The organism is Nonomuraea sp. NPDC003214, from assembly GCF_053590035.1.
The window spans coordinates 676,411-691,530 of record NZ_JBSFSX010000002.1 but is presented as its reverse complement, the minus strand read 5'-3'; the positions used below and the strand labels follow the sequence as shown (position 1 = coordinate 691,530).

The window sequence follows — 15,120 nt, the reverse complement described above, 5'->3', positions numbered from 1 at the left end:
GCGCTACTCCGACAGGACCTTGCGCAGCGCGGCGGCGAAGCCGTCGGGGTCGCCCTTCATGCCGAACTCGCCGTCCATGAAGCCGCCGTGGTTGCTCGGGAAGATCACCGCTTCGGTGCCGAGCCGGGCGGCGACGCCCTCGCCCGAGCGCCGGGCCATCTGGCCCTCCGACTCGGCGCCCACGGCGATGACCACGCGGGTGGAGGCCGCGCGCAACGCCTCGTAGTCGTGCTCGTAATGCGTACAGGAGATGAGGTTCTGGGCGAACAGCACGTCGTCGCGCGAGCCGTCGTCCTCCGTCGGCATGCCGAACGCGGCGGGGTCGGGCATGGGCCGGTCGGCGAAGTCGGCGGGGATCTCGCCGGTCAGGCTGGTGATGCCGATGAACTTGGCCATCGCGGGCCCGAAGCCGTCGCGCTCGTAGGTCTGCCGGATGTCGGCGATGGCCGCGAGCGCCTGCTCGCGGTCGGGCAGGGCCTGGGCGGCGGGCGGCTCGTGCGCCACCAGCGTGCGGACCTGCTCGGGGTGCTTGGCCACCAGCGCCAGCGCGTTGACGGCGCCGCCGCTGCTGGCCAGGATGTCGACCGGCCCGCCGCCGATCGCGTCGATGAGCCGGTGCAGGTCGTCGGCGTGCAGGTCGGGCGTCGACTCGCCGCCCTCGGTGCGCACGCTCCGCCCGGCGCCGCGCGGGTCGTACGTGACGACCGTGCGGTCGGGGAAGCGCGCGGCCAGCGACGCGAAGCCGGCTGCGTCCATCGGCGACCCGATCAGCAGCAGGATCGGGTCGGCGCTGTCGGCCGGGCGAATGTCGTAGTGAAGGACGGCTCCGGGAACTTCCAGGGTGTGTGTCGTGAGCTCGGTCATGCGGTCTCCTCCTGGTCGATGCTGATGATGCAGACCGCCGCGAGCGGCGAAACTCATCGGCGCAGGCGAAAACGTACCCCGAACCGGGAGCCGTGCGCAGGAGCCGTCCGGTCAGCCCGCCGTGCGGAACCGCCGCACCAGCAGGAGGCCCCAGGCCAGCGCGAGCAGCGCGCAGACCGCCGAGGCGATCTTGAAGCCGGTCGCCGCGCCGCTCGCCCGCTCGGCGTCACCGGCGGCGGAGTAGACCGGCCGGCCGTCGACCGAGGCCCCCAGCGCTTTGATCAGGTAGTCGGAGTCGGGGAAGCGGGCGGCGCGGGCGAGCGTCTCGGCGGTGTCGGCGGGGACCTCCAGGCGCACGGCGGCGCCGTCGGGCACCCCGCCCGGCGGCGGCTGCAGCAGGCGGAAGGTCACGTTGGCCGGATAACCGGAGAGGGTCAGCGCGAACACCACGACCGTCGAGGTCCGGTTGCCGCGCCCGGCGCTGTCGGTGTAGGAGCGGTAGCCCGCCGCCGTGCCCTCCAGCACGCTGACCTCCCGCACCACCGGCTCCCGCCGCGCGCCCTGGTCGAACAGGAACAGCGCCGTCCCGGCCAGCACCAGCAGCGGGACGAGCCGCGAACGCCACTTCACCGGGGGACCTCCTCAGGCGGCGGGGGCGCCGATCCTACCGATGCCGCCGGGGACGGCACCACAGGATCAGGCGCTCGCGGCGGCCGTCCTGGCGATGGCCCGCAGCATGATCCGGCGGATCAGCCCGCTGAAGGGGCGGATCAGCCGCCAGTAGGCCAGCATCCTGCGCCGGGTCCGCGGCGAGTCGGCGGTGACCCGGGTCTCGGTGCGCAGCAGCGTGCCGTGCTCGGTCGGGATCACCTCGAAGATCGACGCCGACTTGGCGAAGCCGGGCGCGTGGTAGTCGCGGAAGCTGCCGGGCGGGCAGGTGTGGCGCTGCTCCCCGGGCCGCAGCCGCCAGAACTGGCTGATCGAGCCGAGCACGATGTAGCGCTGCGGCTCTCCGGCCAGCTCGAACCAGCCGCGGCCGCGCATCGTGCCGAGCATCGTCGGCGCCTGGTTCAGCCCGTTCGCCGGGAGCGAGCGCAGGCCCATGAGCAGCCGCACCCCCGGCAGCTCGGCGGGCGTCAGCGTGTTCAGCGCGGTCCACACGGTCTCCGGCCGCTGCCGGATGTGCAGCTCGTGGCACTCGGTGCCCAGGGGCCACGGGATGAAGTCCTCCAGGACCTTCGGCATGCGCGCATCCTCTCGTTCGTCAGTTGTGCTGCGACAGGTGGGCGAGCTTGTCCGGGTTCGCCATGCCGTAGATGGCGCGTACCCGGCCGTCCACGGGGTCGGTCTCGACGGTGACGACCGCGACGGGGCGGTCGCCGTCGACGATCAGGGCGGTCGGGGTGCCGCCGGGCGTCGCCCAGCGCACCTCGTACCCGGCGTAGTAGGGGCCGACGGCGGCGAGCAGGCGGGCCACCTTGGCCGCGCCGTGCACCGGCCGCAGCGCGGCGCGGGCCCGGCCGCCGCCGTCGTTCCAGAGCGTGACCTCGGGGGCCAGCACGTCGAGCAGGCCGGTCATGCTGCCCCCGACCGCCGCGGCCACGAACCGCTCGGCCGCGACCTGGGCCTCCCGCTGGTCGGCGGAGAAGCGGGGCCGCCGCGCGTGCACGTGCCCGCGCGCCCGGTGCACGAGCTGCCGCACCGCCGCGGGCGACCGGCCGAGGATGCCGGCGATCTCGTCGTACTCGTAGGCGAACGCCTCCCTGAGGACGAACGCGGCCCGTTCCAGCGGGGACAGCGTCTCCAGCACGACCAGCAGGCCGAGCGCCACGCCGCCGCTGCGCTCCACCGGCTCGGCGGCGCTCTCGTCGGTCCACAGCGGCTCGGGCAGCCACGGGCCGATGTAGTCCTCGCGCATCCTGCGCGCCTTGCGGAGCTGGTCGACCGCCCGGTGCACGACGATGCGCATCAGGTACGCGCGCGGATGCTCGATGGCCTCGTGATCGGCTCCCTGCCAGCGCAGCCACGCGTCCTGCACGACGTCCTCGGCGTCGGTGACGCTGCCGAGGATGTCGTACGCGGCCGCGAACAGCAGGTTGCGGTTCGCGGCGAAGACGGCTTCCCTCTCGTCCGTGATGTCGTCCGTCACTGTTCCCCCTGGTCGCTTGCCTTCCCTCGTTGGGACGAACCCGCCGCCCGGCTTGTGACATCCCGGGCGGAAATCCGTGTCACAGGCGCCGGCGCGCCGGCGTCAGATCGTAGAGCGGCCGGGCAGGAACATCGTGGCCGCGGGAAGGAACGTGTTCGATGACACACCAGCAAGAAGGAGACGGGGAATGAAGGTCGTGCTCGCGGGTGCGACGGGCGCCCTCGGCGGCGAACTCGTGCCGAGGCTGCTCGCCGCCGGTCACTCGGTGCTCGGCCTGACCCGCTCGTCCCGCCGGGCGCGCCTGCTGGAGGAGGCGGGCGTGGAGACGCGGGTGGTCGACGTGATGGACGAGCGCAAGCTGCTGGACGCGCTGCGCGGGCACCGCGCCGACGCGGTGATCCACCAGGCGACCGCGATCACCGGCACGCCGCTGCGCCACCGGGACCTGCACGCCACCGACGACCTGCGCGAGCAGGGCACGGCGAACCTGCTGCGGGCGGCCGAGCTGGTCGGCGCGCACCGGTTCGTCACGCAGTCGTTCTTCCTCGGCTACGGCTACCTGGACCACGGTGAGGCGAAGCTGACCGAGGAGCACCCGTTCGCGCCGACCGGCCGGGGCGCCTTCGAGCGGCACATGCGCTCGATGCGGACGAACGAGCGGCTGACGTTCGGCACGGCGGGCATCGAGGGGGTCGCGCTGCGCTACGGCCTCTTCTACGGCCCGGAGGCGGGCACGCGCAAGCTGATGGAGCTGGCGTCGCGGCGGATGCTGCCGGTGCCGAGGCCGTCGGGGGTGACCTCGCCGATCCACATCGCGGACGCGGCGGCGGCCACGGTCGCCGCTCTCGAACGGGGGCGGGCCGGGCAGGCGTACAACGTGGTGGACGACACGCCGCTGCCGTTCGCCGAGTTCGTCGCCGCCCTGGCGGAGGCGGCGGGCGCGCCCGCGCCGATCGCCGTGCCGAGCCTGCTGCTGCGGCCGGCGCCCTACATGTACGCGCTGATGGCGGGCACCCGGATCCGGCTGTCGAACGACAAGGCCAAGCGGGAGCTGGACTGGCGGCCGGAGTACCCGAGCTGCCGGGCCGGGCTGCGCGCGATGCGCGAGGTCCGCGCGTGAGGCGGGCGATCCGCGCCGCGGCCGTCGCCGTCGCCCTGCTGGCGACGGCGACGGCGTGCGGCCAGGGCGGGGGGCAGGCCGGGGGGCAGGCTGAGGGGCAGGGCGCCGAGGGCGCCGCCGCGCGGCGGCACCTGTTCGTCGTGGCCGGCGGCGAGCTGGTGACCGGGCCGGACCGGGTGGAGGCCCGCACCGGCGACACGGTCGAGCTGGTCGTGACCTCCGACGCCGCCGACGAGCTGCACGTGCACGGCTACGACCGCGAGGCGGAGCTCGTCCCCGGCCGGGCCTCGACGCTGAGCCTCGTCGCGGACATCCCGGGCGTCTTCGAGGTCGAGCTCCACCGCGGCGGGCTGGTGCTGACCCGGCTACGCGTCAGCCCGTGACCGGCGGCTGAGCTGCCTGCGGTGCACCACGAGGCCGGCCAGGGCCAGCAGCGAGACGAGCCCGAGCTGCCACCAGTTGTCCGGGCTGCCGCCGAGGTCCAGGTCGGCCGCGTGGTTCACCGCGTGCAGCGAGTTGGTGACGAAGAACCCGACCAGCACGATCGAGAGCACGTCGTGCCACACCAGCGCGCAGAGCATCATCAGCCCGATGCCGATCTGGAAGACCCCGGCGTCGTGCAGGAAGTGCACGTGATTGGGGAACTGGGCGAAGACCGCGAAGCCCGCGGGGTCGATGCGCATCCACACGCCGAACACCAGCATCGTCAGCGCGCCGACCACGACGGCCACCTGGACGAAGATCCTGGCCGGCCTGCTGTAGCCGTTCATCATGATTTGTCCCTTTCCTGTGCTTGATCTGGTGATAGGACGAGCGCCCCCGGCGGCGTGTGACACGGCTCAGCCCGCGGACATCAGCGTGATGCCGAGGCCGGTGTAGACGACCATGAGCGTGAGCATCGGGTACTGGCCGGTCCGCAGCTCCCCGGCGCGCACCACCTCCAGCGCCCGGTCGTGCGCGGACACCACGCCGCCGATGTGGCCGAGCACGATCGCGCCCACCTGGACGGCGGCGATCAGCGACGGCGCCAGCACCGTGTAGTCGACGGCCGCGTCCCCGGCGCCGAACAGGTCCCAGCCGAGGCCGAACGGGTCACCGGCCAGCAGCCAGCCCCGCTGCCCCTCGAAGACGGCGAAGGAGAAGTAGTGCGCGACGCTGTAGCCGACCATGACCGGCACCAGCGAGTGCGTGAACGCGTCGGCCACGCCCGCCGACGGCCGGGCGTACGGCCTGGTCATCCGGAGCGCGTCGCGGTAGGCCCGGTGGTTGAGCGCGATCACGACGCCGAGCGCGGCCGTGGTCAGCAGCGTCGCGGCCGGGCCGCCGAGCACGCCGGTGATCCCGGTCCACACCGGCAGCCTGCTGAAGCCGTCGTACATGGTGCCGCCCAGCACCACGAGCGCCAGCGCGGTCTGCCCGGCGTCGGCGCGACCGGCGCGCAGCCCGGCCGGGGGCGTCCGCAGCACCAGCCGCCCGGCCTCGTCCCTGCCGATCGGCGACAGGGCGGCGAGCAGCCCGGCGTACACCTCGAAGGAGTCGGCCCGGTCGAACCAGCGCGGCCCGAACACGGCTCCGGCCACCGTGTGCGCCAGCGCGTACCCGGTCACGAAGAGCGCCACCGCGCGCGGCGAGCCGGGGTCGGGGGAGGCCAGTTCGAGCCAGAGGAAGGCGACCATGCCGGCGACCGCCGGAAGGGAGCCGGCGCGGCCGGTCGGCGGCTCGCGGCGCGCCGCCTCCGGCAGGAGCCGGCGGACGGCGGCGGCGAGCGCGCGCACCGGGTTCACCAGCCGCCAGAGCGGCCCGAACAGCAGCGACACCGGGATCAGGCCGACCCAGAACCACACGTAGAACCAGGCGGGCGCCGGGTTGCGCGCCGGGTCGGCGGCGCCGAACCAGGCGGTGGCCAGCAGCAGCGCGAGCGCCGCCAGGCCCGCCGCCCTGAGCAGCGCGCGGACGGCGGGCGCGGCGGCGATCCGCTGCGCGGCCCGGGGCAGCGGCACCCCGCCCGATCGCTGCCGCTGCCGTGGCCGCAGCACCGACACCGCGAAGAACGCGATCAGCACCGCCCCCGCCCCGGCGTACAGCGCCAGCCAGAGCGGGATCGGCAGATCCGACCGCCCGCCGATCCCGTGCGCGAGAATCACCGCAGCCCCTCCCCCAGTCGTCCGTCAGTGAGCAGACGGCGGCGGGCGGCCCGATGTGACATCAGTGCGGTATCCGGCCTGCCGCAGGATGGCCACGAAGTACGCCTTGACCGCCTCGGCGCTCTCGGTGTCGGGGTAGGCGCCGAGGTGGTGCAGCACCGCGCCGTTGAGAAGCTGCTGGACGGTGTCGGGGTCACTCTCGCGCGGGAGCTGGCCGCGCTCGCGCGAGCGGCGCAGCGCCGCGTGCTCGGCCGCCGCCCGCCGCCCGCCGTGGGAGTTCCGGTACGCGCGCGGCAGCTCGGGGTAGTCGTCCACGGCCCCGTACAGCCGTCGCAGCATGCGCCGGTTGCGGGGGGTGCTCAGGTAGGCCGCCCAGTTGTCGAGCATGCGGTCGATGTCCGGCCAGTCGAGCGCCCCGGGGCCGTGGTCGTGGTGCACCGACTCGATGGCCTGGATGAGCAGGGCCGTCTTGCCGGGGAAGCGCCGGTAGACGGTGGCGCGGGTGACTCCGGCGCGCTGGGCGATCTGCTCGATGCTGGTCTGGCTGGCGCCGCGCTCGATGAGCAGGTCGAGCGCGGCGGCCAGGACCGCCGCGTCCACCTCCCTGCTGCGCGGCCGGCCGGGTCGTCTCATGGCCGTGCTAGCCCGCCTTCGTGACCAGGGCGTCGAACGCCCGGTCGGGCAGGATCCGGTGCATCGCCAGGAGCGTCCTGGCCAGGTAGCCGACCGGGTAGCGGGACTTGGGCCGGGGCGATTCGGCCGCGGTCCTGATGGCCCGGGCGACCACGGCGGGCGGGGAACCCTTGGTGTTGCCCTCGGCGCGCCTGGCCATCGACTCGGCGAGCGCGCCGTAGGCCCCGCCGCCGGAGGTCTCGCGCAGCTCGCGCGGCGTGTCCTCCTCGAACTCGGTGCGGATGATGCCCGGCTGCACGACCACCACGCGGACGCCGAACGGCAGGCATTCCTGGCGCAGCGAGTCGGACCAGGTCTCCAGGGCGTGCTTGGAGGCGTGGTACCAGGCGACGAGGGGCAGCGAGATCTCGCCGGCGATCGAGGAGACGTTGACGATCGTGCCGGAGCGGCGCTCGCGCATGTGCGGCAGGACGAGCTGGGTGAGCCGGGCCGGGCCGAAGAGGTTGACCTCGAACAGGCGGCGGGCGCGCTCGACGGGCACGTCCTCGACGGCGCCGTGCAGGCCGGTCCCGGCGTTGTTGACGAGCACGTCGATCCGGCCGTGCTCGTCCAGGACGGCGGCCACGACGCGGGCCAGGTCGTCGTCGCTGGTGACGTCCATGGCCAGCGGGTGGGCCCCGGCCTGTCGCAGCCCGGCCATGCGGTCTACGCGGCGCGCGGCCCCGTACACGATGTGGCCGGCCCGGCGCAGCTCCAGCGCGGTGGCGTGGCCGATGCCCGAGGAGGCTCCGGTCACCAGGCAGATCTTGGCAGTCATGGGGACGTCCTTCCCTGTTGGCGGGTCCCGATTTCAATACAGTACAGTGCTGTATTGAAATCGGATGAGAGACGGGATCAGCCATGAGTGCCTACGTACTCGGGTTCCAAGACATCGACAAGACGCACCTCCCCCTGGTCGGCGGGAAGGGGGCCAACCTGGGCGAGCTGTCCGCGATCCGCGGGGTCCGCGTGCCGCCGGGCTTCTGCGTCACCACCGGCGCGTACGAGCAGGTCGTCGAGCGTGACCCGGCGGTCGCCGCGCTGATCGACGGGCTGTCCGGGCTGCGGGCCGACGACCGGGCCGGCATCGCGGCCGCCGCCGCCCGGCTGCGCGCCGCCATCGAGGGCCTGACCGTGCCCGAGGAGATCCGGCACGACATCGTCCGCCACCTCGGCGGGATGGGCGGCGACGAGGCGCCCTGCGCGGTGCGCTCCAGCGCCACCGCCGAGGACCTGCCCTCCAGCTCCTTCGCCGGCCAGCAGGACACCTACCTGAACGTGCGCGGCGCCGAGGCGATCGTCGACGCGGTGCGGCGCTGCTGGGCGTCGCTGTTCACCGACCGGGCCGTGGCCTACCGCATCCAGAACGGCTTCGACCACCGCCTGGTCCGGCTGTCGGTGGTCGTGCAGCGGATGGTCTTCCCCGAGGCGGCGGGCATCATGTTCACCGCCGACCCGGTCTCGGCCAACCGCCGGGTGGTGTCGATCGACGCCGGGTACGGGCTCGGCGAGGCGTTCGTGTCGGGGCTGGTCAACGCCGACAACTACCGCGTCAGGGCGGGGCGGATCATCGACAGGAAGATCGCCACGCAGACGATGGAGCTGCGCGGGCTGCCGTCCGGCGGCACCGAGGAGCTGCCGGTCGAGCCCGCCCGGCAGTCCGCGCAGAAGCTCGGCGACGAGCAGATCCTGCTGCTGGAGCGCCTCGGCCGGGAGATCGAGGCGCACTTCGGCCGCCCCCAGGACATCGAGTGGGCGCTGTACGACGGCGCGTTCCACGTCCTGCAGAGCCGCCCCGTCACCACGCTCTACCCCGTGCCGCCCGCCGTCGACGACAAGAACCACGTGTACGTCTCCTACGGGCACCGGCAGATGATGACCGACGCCTTCGCCCCCCTCGGCCTGTCGTTCTTCGCGCTGCTGCACGACAAGCTGGGCCGCACGGCGGGCGTCGTGGCCGGCAACCGCTTCTACAAGGACGTCTCGGCGGAGCTCACCTCGGCCTGGGCCAGGCCCGCCACGCTCAAGAGCCTCGACCAGGTCGACGTGCTGATGGCCAACGCCCTGCGGGCCGTGCTCACGCGCAAGGACTTCGTCGCCGGGCTGGCCCGCGGCAAGACCTCGATGCTGGACTTCGGCGAGGGCGGCGTGCTGCCGATCGCCAAGCAGTATCTCAAGCTCGCCCGCGAGGACGACCCGCGCGTCGTGCCCGACCTGATCGCGCACACCGAGGCGACCGTGGCGCGGCTGCGGCGCGAGATCGCCGGGAAGTCGGGCGACGAGCTGTTCGCCTGCATCGTCGACGACCACGACGTGCTCGCCGAGCTCACCTTCGACCCGCGCAGCGTGGCGGCGGCCTTCCTCGGCATCCAGTCGGTGAACTGGGTCAACAAGCACATGGAGTCGTGGCTGGGCGTCAAGAACGCCGCCGACGCCGTCGCCCAGTCCGCCGACCACAACGTGGTGGCCGCGATGGGGCTCGACCTGCTCGACGTCGCCGACGCCGTCCGCGACCGCCCCGAGGTGCTGCGCTACCTGGAGACGGCCCGGCGCGACACCTTCTACGACGGCCTGACCGGGCTGGAGGGCGGGGCCGAGGCCGCCGGCGCCATCCGCCGCTACCTCGACACGTACGGGATGCACTGCGCCGGCGACATCGACCTGACCAGGACCCGGTGGAGCGAGGACCCGACGCTGCTCGTGCCGCTCATCCTCAGCAACATCCGCAACTTCCCGCCCGGGGAGCGCCTCCGCAAGGCGGAGCAGGGCCGCGCCGACGCCGAGCGCACGATGGCCGACCTGCTCGCCCGCCTGCGGGCGCTGCCCGGCGGCGCCGGCAAGGCGAAGAAGGCGGCCAAGAAGATGAGCCTGATCCGGCACTTCATCGGCTACCGCGAGTACTCCAAGCACGCGCTGCTCCTGCGCTACGAGGTCTACAAGCGGGCGCTCATGGAGGAGGCGGCCAAGCTGGCCGCGCGCGGGGTCGTCCAGGCGCCCGAGGACGTGTACTTCCTGTCCATCGAGGAGTTCAGGAAGGCGGTCAACACCGGCGAGCTGGACTACTCGCTCATCACGCGGCGGCGGGAGGAGCACGAGACGTTCCAGAAGCTGACCCCGCCGCGCGTGATCACCTCGGAGGGCGAGGTGATCTCCGGCGTGTACGAGCCGGGCTCGCTGCCGAAGGGGGCGCTGGCGGGCATCCCCGTGTCGTCGGGCGTCGTGGAGGGCCGGGCGCGGGTCATCCGCAGCATGGCCGAGGCCGACCTGGAGGACGGCGACATCCTCGTCACCGTGTTCACCGATCCGAGCTGGTCGCCGCTGTTCGTCTCGGTCAAGGGCGTCGTCATGGAGGTCGGCGGGGTCATGACGCACGGCGCCGTGGTGGCCCGCGAGTACGGGCTGCCCGCGGTCGTCGGCGTGGAGGGCGCCACCCGGCGGATCGAGGACGGGCAGCGCATCCGGGTCAACGGCGGCGAAGGGTACGTGGAGATCCTCTGAGACCGCCGGGGCGGCGCCGCCCCGGCGGGTCGTCAGCGGGCCTTCAGCCCCTCGGGCACGCTCCGGTGCACCGGAGCCCAGCCCAGCTCGCGGGTGGCCTTGGCGTGCGAGACCCGCGTCGTGGTGTCGATCAGCAGGCAGCCCAGGTACGGCACCGCCAGCCGGATCAGCCACCTCGGCGTCACGACCGGGCGCGGGGAGCCGTGCGTGCGCGCCACCGTCATCAGGAAGTCGCGCCAGCTCATCGGCTCGTCGTCGACGATGTTGTACGCCTCCCCCGGCCTGCCGCGTTCCATCGCCGCGACCGCGGCCGCCGCGGCGTCGGCCACGTGGACGAAGGACGTGGTGCCCGTCCTGCCGCGCGGCAGCACCGGCGCCCGCTTGCGCATCATGTCGGCGAACATATCGCTGAAGGCGTTCTTGCCGTAGAACATGCCGTAGCGCAAGGCGATGCCCTCGATGCCCTCGGCGGCGAACACCTGCCGCTCGGTCGCCACGCTGGAGTCCGTCACGAGGTCGGCGACGGTGCCGACGTGCACGCCGAACTCGTCCTCCTCGGTCAGCAGCCGCTCGCCGTTGTCGCGGTAGCCGTAGCCGGTGATCAGCGACTGGGTGACGAACCGGTGCGCGCCGACCACCCGCGCGGCGTCGAGCAGGTTGGCGGTCCCCCGGCCGCGCAGGGCGATCGTCGGGTCGTCGGGAGTCAGCCTGCGCGAGGCGTTGCGCAGCGCCGTGGCCTGGTGCATCACCACGTCGGCCGACACCCCGTCGACGGCGCGCAGCAGCGCGTCGCGGTCGAGCACGTCGGCGATCACGGCGACCGCGCCACCGTCGGTGACGAGCCGCCGCTTGGCGGGATCGCGGATGACGGCGACCACCTCGTGCCCGGCCCCGGCCAGCGCCGACAGCAGCGGCACCCCGATCGCGCCGGTCGCCCCGGCCAGCAACACCCTCATGAAGACCTCCTCGTCTGTTGGACAGCACGGGGAGGACGGGACAGCGGCCCGCGATGTGACAGCACCGGCCTTGATATCTGTTTAGATATCAAAGGGCGATTGATATCGGTCTTGGACAGTCTGTGGATGCCTGTGCTGTCATGGCCGCCATGTCCAGGTCGCATTCCCGTACCCGCATGTCCGGCGTCGCCCGGCTGGCCGCCGCCGCCACCGCCGCCGGGCTGGTCGCCGCCGCGCTCGCCCTGCCCGCCGTGGGCGGCTCGGGCGCGGTGCTCGTCGCGGGCACCGAAGCGCTCAACCTGCGCCCGGAGGAGCTGGTGGAGCCGCCGCTGGCGGAGAAGACCACGGTGTACGACGCCGAAGGCCGCAGGATCGCCCAGTTCTACGCCCAGGACCGCAAGGTCGTCCCGCTGGAGCGCATCGCCGAGGTGATGCGCACCGCCATCGTCGCCATCGAGGACGACCGCTTCTACGAGCACGGCGCCATCGACGTCGAGGGCACCGCCCGCGCGCTGGTCAAGAACCTCACCTCCGGCGGCATCAGCCAGGGCGGCTCGTCCATCACCCAGCAGTACGTCAAGCAGGTGCTGTTCAACGCGGCCGGCACCGAGGCGGAGAAGAACGCGGCCCTGGAGGCCAGCTACGCGCGCAAGCTGCAGGAACTGCGCCACGCCATGGCCGTCGAGCAGAAGTACACCAAGGACCAGATCCTGGAGAAATATCTGAACATCGCCTACTTCGGCGCGGGCGCCAATGGCGTCGAAGCCGCGGCCCGGCGCTTCTTCGGCGTCTCCGCCGCCCGGCTCGACCTCGCCCAGGCCGCCACCCTGGCCGGCGCCGTCCAGGACCCCAACGCGACCTCGCCCGACCGCGGCGCCAAGGCCCGCGAGCTGCTGCGGCAGCGGCGTGACGTGGTGCTCGACCGGATGGCCGAGCTGGGCCGGATCACCCCCGCGCAGGCCGCTGCCGCCAAGGCCCGCAAGCTCGGCTACAAGGGTGTCAAACAGCCCAACGGCTGCCAGGAGAGCCGCTACCCGTACTTCTGCGAATACGTCCGGCACGAGCTGCTGTCCGACCCCGCCTTCGGCAAGACCCGGCGGCAGCGCGAGGCCGCCTTCAGCCAGGGCGGGCTCAAGGTCCACACCACGCTCGACCCCGCCGCCCAGAAGGCCGCCGAGGCCGCCATCAAGAAGCACGTCCACGCCTCCGACCGGGCGCTGGCCGCCGAAGCGCTGGTCCAGCCGGGCACCGGCGCGATCCGGGCGATGGCCGCCAGCCGGCCCTTCGGCGGCTCGGCGCGCAGGAACGAGATCTCCTACAACGCGGTGGCCGACATGGACCACGGCGGGCTGATCGGCTTCCAGGCGGGCTCGACGTTCAAGACGTTCACGCTGATCGAGGCGCTCAAGCAGGGCATGAAGATCGACGACGGCATCACCGCCGGCGCCGGCTACACCGCGCCCTCCGCCGCCTCGTTCACCGACTGCGCGGGCCGCAAGGTCGGCGACCCGTCGTGGACCGTCACCAACGACGAGGGGTCGCCCGGCTTCAAGACGCTCGCCACCGGCACCTGGGGCTCGGTCAACACGTTCTTCATGGAGCTGCAGGAGCGGGTCGGCCTGTGCCCGACGGTCCAGACCGCCAGGTCGCTCGGCATCAAGCGGGCGGACGGCGAGGAACTGCGGGAGTTCGAGACGTTCACGCTCGGCATCAACGAGAGCGACCCCGTCACCGTGGCCACCGCCTACGCCGCCATCGCCGCGCGCGGCACGTACTGCCCGCCGATGGCCATCACCAAGGTCGTCGGCCGGGACGGCAAGGCCACCACGTTCCGGCCACGCTGCGAGCGGGTGCTCGACGCCGGGGTCGCCGACGCCACCGCGCACATCCTGTCCGGGGTGTTCACGCACGGCACGATGAGCGGCGTCGGCGGCATCGGCCGGCCGGCCGCCGGCAAGACCGGCACCACCGACGGGTACGCCAGCGCCTGGTTCGCCGGGTTCACCCCGGACCTGGCCGGGGCGGTCAGCATCGGCGACCCGCGCGGCTCCCAGCGCCACAAGCTGACCGGCGTCACCATCGGCGGACGCTACTACGGGTCGGTCCAGGGCGCCTCGCTGCCCGGCCCCATCTGGAAGGACACGATGATCGCCGCGCTGCGCGGCGTGCCGGCGACGCCGTTCACGCCGGTCGACGCGGACCGGTTCGGCGGCTGCGACCTCGGCTGCGCGCCGGCCGCCGACCACCCGGACGACGCCACCGCCGAGCCGGCCGACGACGACGCGTTCTAGTTTCTAGTCGACGTCCACGTCGTCGAGGTGGCGCAGGAGGCGTGACAGCACGCGCAGGCAGGCGGCGATCTCGGCCTCGGTCAGGTCGCCGCCGATCTGCCGCAGCATGGCGCGCTCGCGGTCGAACACGGCGGTGATCGCGGCCCGGCCCGCCTCCGTCAGCCGGATCAGCGACGACCTCCGGTGCGCCGGGTTCGGCACGAACTCGACCAGCCCGCGCGCCGCCGCGTCGTTGGTCATGCGCTGCACGAACTGGCGGCTCAACGCCTGGTCGCGGCCCATCTGGGGGACGGTCATGGGGCCGTGCTCGCGCAGCATGTTGAGCACCGCCCGCACGCCCACCGACAGCCCCTCGATCGGGGCGTCCAGCTCCACCTTGCGCTGGGCGCGCCGGTAGAGCGGGCCCACCAGGTCGAACACCTCGGTGAGCCGGTCGGTCACCGCGTCGCCACTCTCGCTCATGATGACACCTTAGTTGCCATGTTGAGCGGAAGATGACACCTTGGTTGTCATGAGTGAGTTGTTCTGGACCGAATCCGGCACCGGCCGCCCCCTCGTCCTCCTGCACGGCGGGTTCCTCCACCACCGCATGTGGGACGACCAGATCCCCGCCTTCGCCGAGCACTTCCGCGTCATCGCCCCCGACGCCCGCGGCCACGGCCGCTCCCCCAACGCCACCGAGCCCTACCGGCTCACCGACGACCTCGCCGCCCTGCTGCGCCACCTCGGCACCGGGCCCGCGATCCTCGTCGGCGTCTCCATGGGCGCCGCCACCGCCGTCGACACCGCGCTCGAACACCCCGACCTCGTCAGCGCCGTCGTCGTCACCGGAGCCGGGACCAGCGAGCCGTACTTCACCGACCCCTGGACCACCCGTGCCTGGGCCGCCTGGCAGGCCGCCATGGCCGCCGGCGACCTGGACGCCTCCGTCGAAGGACACCTGCTCTTCGCCGCCGGACCGCACCGCGCGCTCGACACCCTCGACCCCGACGTGGTCACCCGCCTGCGCCGCATGGCCCGCGAGACCATGTCCAAACACGCCCCCGGCGAGCCGAACCACCTCGTCCCGGTCCACGACACCTGGGAGCGGCTCCCCTCCGTCCGCGTCCCCGTTCTGGCGATCAACGGCTCCCTCGACTCGCCCGACCACCTGGGCATGGCCGACCGCCTCACCACCACCGTCCCCCACGGCCGCACCCACACCATCTCCGGCACCGCCCACTACCCCAACATGGAACAACCGGACGCCTACAACAAAACCCTCGAGTCCTTCCTCCACACCCTCTGACCCCCGAGAGCGGTACGCCCCCGCCCCAGAACCGGAGCCGTCCAGGGTGGGCCCCCGGCGCCCCACCCAGCGCGCCCCGGGAGCGGACGCACCCCCCGGAGGACGCCGGTCCCAGCCGGGGACGCCGGTCCCGACGCG

Annotated in this window: 15 protein-coding genes; 5 read left to right on the top strand and 10 right to left on the bottom strand. The window is 73.1% G+C overall.

Annotated features, from left to right (window positions below):
* Window positions 1-3: 3 nt before the first annotated feature.
* The 4 genes from ACWDXC_RS08245 to sigJ form a co-directional block, all read right to left on the bottom strand.
* Window positions 4-864, bottom strand: a complete 861-nt coding sequence (locus ACWDXC_RS08245) for an alpha/beta fold hydrolase (RefSeq protein WP_357585738.1) — start codon at window positions 862-864, stop codon at window positions 4-6.
* A 111-nt stretch (window positions 865-975) separates the two neighbouring features.
* On the bottom strand, window positions 976-1,494 hold the full coding sequence (locus ACWDXC_RS08240) for a hypothetical protein (RefSeq protein ID WP_449979423.1): 519 nt from the start codon (window positions 1,492-1,494) through the stop codon (window positions 976-978).
* A gap of 66 nt (window positions 1,495-1,560) precedes the next feature.
* Window positions 1,561-2,109, bottom strand: coding sequence for a hypothetical protein (locus ACWDXC_RS08235; RefSeq protein WP_449979420.1), 549 nt, complete (start codon window positions 2,107-2,109; stop codon window positions 1,561-1,563).
* A gap of 19 nt (window positions 2,110-2,128) precedes the next feature.
* Entirely contained in the window at window positions 2,129-3,013 is an 885-nt protein-coding gene (gene sigJ, locus ACWDXC_RS08230; protein WP_449979418.1) for an RNA polymerase sigma factor SigJ, read from the bottom strand.
* 187 nt (window positions 3,014-3,200) lie between these two features.
* Between sigJ and ACWDXC_RS08225 the strand changes: the two genes are divergently transcribed.
* Window positions 3,201-4,133 carry an NAD-dependent epimerase/dehydratase family protein gene (locus tag ACWDXC_RS08225; RefSeq protein WP_364174611.1) on the top strand — a complete coding sequence of 311 codons (933 nt, stop codon included), beginning with the start codon at window positions 3,201-3,203 and terminating at the stop codon, window positions 4,131-4,133.
* Window positions 4,130-4,516 carry a hypothetical protein gene (locus ACWDXC_RS08220; RefSeq protein ID WP_449979414.1) on the top strand — a complete coding sequence of 129 codons (387 nt, stop codon included), beginning with the start codon at window positions 4,130-4,132 and terminating at the stop codon, window positions 4,514-4,516. Before ACWDXC_RS08225 ends, ACWDXC_RS08220 begins: the two co-directional genes overlap by 4 nt.
* Here the strand turns inward: ACWDXC_RS08220 and ACWDXC_RS08215 are convergent.
* The 4 genes from ACWDXC_RS08215 to ACWDXC_RS08200 form a co-directional block, all read right to left on the bottom strand.
* On the bottom strand, window positions 4,499-4,906 hold the full coding sequence (locus ACWDXC_RS08215; protein ID WP_219518882.1) for a hypothetical protein: 408 nt from the start codon (window positions 4,904-4,906) through the stop codon (window positions 4,499-4,501). The genes ACWDXC_RS08220 and ACWDXC_RS08215 overlap by 18 nt on opposite strands.
* Before the next feature lie 66 nt (window positions 4,907-4,972).
* Complete coding sequence (locus ACWDXC_RS08210; RefSeq protein WP_449979411.1) at window positions 4,973-6,277, bottom strand: hypothetical protein; 1,305 nt, start codon at window positions 6,275-6,277, stop codon at window positions 4,973-4,975.
* A 24-nt stretch (window positions 6,278-6,301) separates the two neighbouring features.
* Complete coding sequence (locus tag ACWDXC_RS08205) at window positions 6,302-6,910, bottom strand: TetR/AcrR family transcriptional regulator (RefSeq protein ID WP_219518888.1); 609 nt, start codon at window positions 6,908-6,910, stop codon at window positions 6,302-6,304.
* Window positions 6,911-6,917: 7 nt separating this feature from the next.
* Complete coding sequence (locus tag ACWDXC_RS08200; protein ID WP_375071373.1) at window positions 6,918-7,727, bottom strand: oxidoreductase; 810 nt, start codon at window positions 7,725-7,727, stop codon at window positions 6,918-6,920.
* An 83-nt stretch (window positions 7,728-7,810) separates the two neighbouring features.
* On the opposite strand from ACWDXC_RS08200, the gene rph reads away from it, so the two are divergent.
* Window positions 7,811-10,447 carry a rifamycin-inactivating phosphotransferase gene (gene rph / locus ACWDXC_RS08195; RefSeq protein ID WP_449979407.1) on the top strand — a complete coding sequence of 879 codons (2,637 nt, stop codon included), beginning with the start codon at window positions 7,811-7,813 and terminating at the stop codon, window positions 10,445-10,447.
* A 32-nt stretch (window positions 10,448-10,479) separates the two neighbouring features.
* Here the strand turns inward: rph and ACWDXC_RS08190 are convergent, their stop codons facing one another.
* Window positions 10,480-11,403, bottom strand: coding sequence for an NAD-dependent epimerase/dehydratase family protein (locus ACWDXC_RS08190; protein ID WP_449979405.1), 924 nt, complete (start codon window positions 11,401-11,403; stop codon window positions 10,480-10,482).
* A gap of 149 nt (window positions 11,404-11,552) precedes the next feature.
* Here ACWDXC_RS08190 and ACWDXC_RS08185 point away from each other — a divergent pair, with 149 nt between their 5' ends.
* Window positions 11,553-13,694 (top strand): transglycosylase domain-containing protein, encoded by a 2,142-nt coding sequence (locus tag ACWDXC_RS08185; protein WP_449979403.1) that lies wholly within the window; start codon window positions 11,553-11,555, stop codon window positions 13,692-13,694.
* Between the two features lie 3 nt (window positions 13,695-13,697).
* Here ACWDXC_RS08185 and ACWDXC_RS08180 read toward each other — a convergent pair whose 3' ends face one another.
* The gene (locus ACWDXC_RS08180; protein ID WP_364174595.1) at window positions 13,698-14,156 is read right to left on the bottom strand and encodes a MarR family winged helix-turn-helix transcriptional regulator; all 459 of its coding nucleotides are present in this window, start codon (window positions 14,154-14,156) and stop codon (window positions 13,698-13,700) included.
* 49 nt (window positions 14,157-14,205) lie between these two features.
* On the opposite strand from ACWDXC_RS08180, the gene ACWDXC_RS08175 reads away from it, so the two are divergent.
* A complete protein-coding gene (locus ACWDXC_RS08175) occupies window positions 14,206-14,982 on the top strand; it encodes an alpha/beta fold hydrolase (RefSeq protein WP_449979400.1) in 777 nt (258 codons plus the stop codon).
* Window positions 14,983-15,120: the final 138 nt, after the last annotated feature.

What these genes read in the sequence shown, in the direction of transcription:
- ACWDXC_RS08180 (WP_364174595.1), bottom strand. Translation starts at nt 14,156, where the DNA reads ATGAGCGAGAGTGGCGACGCGGTGACCGACCGGCTCACCGAGGTGTTC.
- ACWDXC_RS08215 (WP_219518882.1), bottom strand. Translation starts at nt 4,906, where the DNA reads ATGATGAACGGCTACAGCAGGCCGGCCAGGATCTTCGTCCAGGTGGCC.
- ACWDXC_RS08245 (WP_357585738.1), bottom strand. Translation starts at nt 864, where the DNA reads ATGACCGAGCTCACGACACACACCCTGGAAGTTCCCGGAGCCGTCCTT.
- ACWDXC_RS08205 (WP_219518888.1), bottom strand. Translation starts at nt 6,910, where the DNA reads ATGAGACGACCCGGCCGGCCGCGCAGCAGGGAGGTGGACGCGGCGGTC.
- ACWDXC_RS08225 (WP_364174611.1), top strand. Translation starts at nt 3,201, where the DNA reads ATGAAGGTCGTGCTCGCGGGTGCGACGGGCGCCCTCGGCGGCGAACTC.
- ACWDXC_RS08200 (WP_375071373.1), bottom strand. Translation starts at nt 7,727, where the DNA reads ATGACTGCCAAGATCTGCCTGGTGACCGGAGCCTCCTCGGGCATCGGC.
- ACWDXC_RS08190 (WP_449979405.1), bottom strand. Translation starts at nt 11,403, where the DNA reads ATGAGGGTGTTGCTGGCCGGGGCGACCGGCGCGATCGGGGTGCCGCTG.
- rph (WP_449979407.1), top strand. Translation starts at nt 7,811, where the DNA reads ATGAGTGCCTACGTACTCGGGTTCCAAGACATCGACAAGACGCACCTC.
- ACWDXC_RS08235 (WP_449979420.1), bottom strand. Translation starts at nt 2,109, where the DNA reads ATGCCGAAGGTCCTGGAGGACTTCATCCCGTGGCCCCTGGGCACCGAG.
- ACWDXC_RS08185 (WP_449979403.1), top strand. Translation starts at nt 11,553, where the DNA reads ATGTCCAGGTCGCATTCCCGTACCCGCATGTCCGGCGTCGCCCGGCTG.
- ACWDXC_RS08175 (WP_449979400.1), top strand. Translation starts at nt 14,206, where the DNA reads ATGAGTGAGTTGTTCTGGACCGAATCCGGCACCGGCCGCCCCCTCGTC.